The sequence below is a fragment of the Cupriavidus sp. WS genome (assembly GCF_000395345.1).
Classification (GTDB): Bacteria; Pseudomonadota; Gammaproteobacteria; order Burkholderiales; family Burkholderiaceae; genus Cupriavidus; species Cupriavidus basilensis_B.
In genome coordinates this window covers 1-2,516 of record NZ_AQPL01000251.1, presented here as the reverse complement: position 1 = coordinate 2,516, position 2,516 = coordinate 1, and the positions used below count along the sequence as shown (strand labels likewise).

Genomic DNA, 2,516 nt, shown 5'->3' with positions numbered 1-2,516 from the left:
TGGCTCGACGCGCGCGGCCCCGACGCGGCAACCGGCATCGCCGCCGGCACCTTCACGGGCATCGCCCTGCCGGCGCTTCCGGCCGGCGTCGCCGGCGCGGCCGCGCTGCCGCGCTACGTGATCGAGCTGCTGCACGAACGCCCTCCCGGCGCATGGCTGACGCCCGGCTACGGCGACGCGGGAAAGAACACGAAGCCGCGCTTTCGCATCACCGCGCTGGGCGCGGGGCGCGACCCGGCGGTGCGCGCCCTGCTGCAGACCGAGTTTCAGCCATGAGGCGCGCCGCCGTGCCGCGCCGCGTGCTCGCCGCGCTGCTTGCGAGACTGCATGCGGGACTGCATGCGGGACTGCTTGTGAGGCTACTTGTGAGGCTGCTGCTTGCGAAACCGTTCATGAGGTCGCTTGCGGGACTGCTCGCCGGGCTGGCCTGCGGCAGCGCCAGCGCCGCCTCACCGCAGGCACTCACTTACATTGCACGGCCCGGCCCGCAGCCGGGGACCGGCCAACTGCTTGCCTATGCCCTGCCCGCCGCCGCGCCGCCGCGCGCCCGGCACGTGCCGGCCATCGCATGGGAAGCCGGCGCCCGGCTCGCGCTGCGCGACCCGGCGTCGCGCAGGCTGCTCACGGCACGCGCAAGCGCGGACGATGCCGTGGCGGCGCGCTTGGCCGCGCTGCGCCGTGCGCCGCTAGCGCGCAGCGCGGCCGGCGCCAGGCCGGTGCTCGTGCCGCCGCCGGCGTGGATGCCCGGCCGGCCCGGCCATGCCGGCTTCGCCGCGAGGCATGCCGCGCGCGCGCCGCTGGTCTGGCTGGGCACGCAGGCCGGCCTGCTGCATGCGTTCGACGCGGGCAGCGGAGAGGAAGTGCTGGCTTACCTGCCGGGGATTACCGCAGGCCACACCGGCGGCGAGCCGGGCGCCCGAAGACGGCAAGAGCAGGCGCCACGGCCAACATCCACCAGCACACCCTGCCCATATCCCGAAGCGGCCGACGTGCAACTCGAGCCGGAGCGCTGGCGCACGGTCCTGCTCTGCGGCGTAGCGGCGGGCGCATCGCCGGCAGCCGTGTTCGCGCTCGACATCACGGACGCCGCGTCCGCGCCGCCGGCCGGGCCGCTGTGGGAAACCGCCGCCTCCCCCGCGCTGCCGCTCGCGCCCGCGGGGCCGGTCCGCGCGCTGGCCCTGCCGGCGCCGGGCGGACAGCGGTGGCATGCGCTGGTGCCGCTGGCCGTGGGCGGGCTCGCCTTGCTGCCGCTGGACAAACCCGCCGACGCGCCGTGGCGCGGAAAGTACGCCGCGCAACACCTGCGCCTGCCCGCGAGCGGCTGCGGGGCCGGCACGGCCGGCGCGACCCTGCTCGCCGCGACCGTGCTGTCCGACGCGGCCGGCCTCGCCGTGGCGGCCTACGCAGTGGACGGCGCCGGCCGGCTCTGGCGCTTCGGCCTGCGCGGCCCGGCGCCGTGGCGCGCGGACGGCCGCTGCCTGCACGGCCCCGGCACGCCCGCCCGGCAACCCACCGCGCCGGCCATGTCCGCCGCGCCGGAAGTGTTCAGCGCGGCGGGCGGCCATCTGGTGGTGTACGGCAGCGGCCACCATGTCGTCGCCGTGCCCGATCCCCCCGCTCCGGCCAATGCCGGAAACGGGAGCGAGGCCGGCTGGCGCCTGCCGCTGGCCAATCCCGGCGAGCGCCTCGAACGGCTCCTTCCCGTCGACCCGGGCCATGTGGCGCTGCTCACGCGCACGCCGGATGGCCGCCAGCGCGGCTACCTGGTCCGGGCGCTGGACGGCGCCCCGGCGTCCGCCGGCAAGTTCGCCGGCAAAGCCGCCCCGATCCGGCCGGACGCCGCCAGCGCGGGCGCCACCATTGCCCTCGCCCGCATGCCGCTCGCCGCCGCTGAACCGCCGCGCCCGGGCCGCGCCGCGCGCGAGACGGTGGCGCTGACGCTCTGGTCGGTCGAAGCCGGCCACGCCACGCCGCTCGACGGCACCGTGGCCAGCCGCCGCACCGGCCGCCTGCGCTGGCGGGAACTGATCCGCGCGGGCGTCCCTTGAGATCCCGCGCCAAGCCCGCTTTCCACCACCGCCTGCCACGGCGGGCAGTACCCGGAGAAACGCCCATGACACGCCGGCCACGCCCACGCGGCTTCACGCTGCTCGAATTGCTGGTCACGCTGACCATCGCCGCGATCCTTGCCGCAATGGTCATTCCCGCCTGGCACCGCCATGTCGAGCGCGGTTGGCGCGCCGAGGCGCGCAGCGCGCTGATCGGCGGCATGCTGGAACTGGAGCGCCACGCGCTGGCCGCCATGACCTTCGCGGCGGAACCCGGCGGCGCGCTGGTGGCCGGCCGGTGGCCGCGCCCCGTGCCGGCGCCGCCGGTACGCTCGCGCCACCTGATCAGCGCCGGCGCGTGCCCGGGCGCCGGGCTGGAACGCTGCGTCGAGTTGCGCGCGGTGCCGCAGCGGCCCGATGCGCCGTGCGGGACGCTGATCCTGCGCAGCACCGGGGAATGGCTCGCGC

At 77.1% G+C, this 2,516-nt stretch carries 2 protein-coding genes and 1 pseudogene; all 3 read left to right on the top strand.

The genetic code is table 11. From position 1 onward, the window contains the following. Window positions 1–276 (top strand): annotated as a pseudogene (locus K206_RS0120465) (pilus assembly protein); the annotation flags it as partial. A 116-nt stretch (window positions 277–392) separates the two neighbouring features. After that, window positions 393–2,048: a hypothetical protein gene (locus tag K206_RS38840; protein WP_020204257.1), complete on the top strand. Its 1,656-nt coding sequence runs from the start codon at window positions 393–395 to the stop codon at window positions 2,046–2,048. A gap of 65 nt (window positions 2,049–2,113) precedes the next feature. After that, a partial coding sequence (locus tag K206_RS0120455; RefSeq protein ID WP_020204256.1) for a prepilin-type N-terminal cleavage/methylation domain-containing protein occupies window positions 2,114–2,516 on the top strand: 403 nt, incomplete at its 3' end.

Coding starts and splice junctions, on each gene's coding strand:
- K206_RS38840 (WP_020204257.1), top strand. CDS start 393: ATGAGGTCGCTTGCGGGACTGCTCGCCGGGCTGGCCTGCGGCAGCGCC.